The organism is Corynebacterium tuberculostearicum, assembly GCF_032821615.1.
Lineage (GTDB): Bacteria > Actinomycetota > Actinomycetes > Mycobacteriales > Mycobacteriaceae > Corynebacterium > Corynebacterium tuberculostearicum_H.
This window is the reverse complement of record NZ_JAVBIF010000057.1, coordinates 1-683: the sequence shown is the minus strand read 5'-3', so window position 1 is coordinate 683 and position 683 is coordinate 1. Positions and strand designations below refer to the sequence as shown.

The 683-nt window shown below is 54.5% G+C and carries 1 tRNA gene; it reads right to left on the bottom strand.

What is annotated here, in order from left to right:
* Nucleotides 1-385 precede the first annotated feature (385 nt).
* Nucleotides 386-461 (bottom strand) — tRNA-Glu (locus RAE09_RS11860).
* Between the last annotated feature and the right edge of the window lie 222 nt (nt 462-683).

Here is a 683-nt window from a genome sequence, read left to right as displayed (position 1 = left end):
CACCAAAGCTTGGGATACCGAACCCCAGTCGAAGTGGAAACCGATTTTTGGAAGCAGAACCCGCCGCAAGAAATAATAGAAATCAAGGCAAATGCCTAGGAACAAAACTCGGGGCACTTCATACCCTTCCTATCGCTAGGTCTAGCTTCCTCCTTAAGGGATTCCCTCGAACGCGGCTATCGAGCACGAAACCACTTACGGCCCACCTGAGCCCCTACTAAAAGACCGCTACGGGAGTCTGCGTCCCAGTTTACTTCGGCTCCCAAACCGTCCCGAGGGCAGGACGGTTAGCCCTTGGACGTCGAGGCCTCCCCTACATGCCGCTAAACCGCACAGGTTTTGAATAAAGAAAAAGCTGCGAGCCATCTGGCTCGCAGCTTTCCGTTGGTACCCCGTACGGGATTTGAACCCGTGTTACCGGCGTGAGAGGCCGGCGTCCTAGGCCGCTAGACGAACGGGGCGCGTTCGCAGCAATCGCACACTGTGCGTTGCGGACTTGTTAAGAGTAAACGATGGGTTAATTCAGCACAAATCGCACGGTCAAGGACGGTTTTGAGGGAAGGCTTGAGTTCAGAGGGTCGTTGCAACACTTTCCCTTAGGAGGGTGTTGTTGTGTCTGGGGTTGTTGGCCCGTTTCATTCGTTGTCTGAATCGGATCGTCGTGGCTTAGTTGCCTTGGTTGG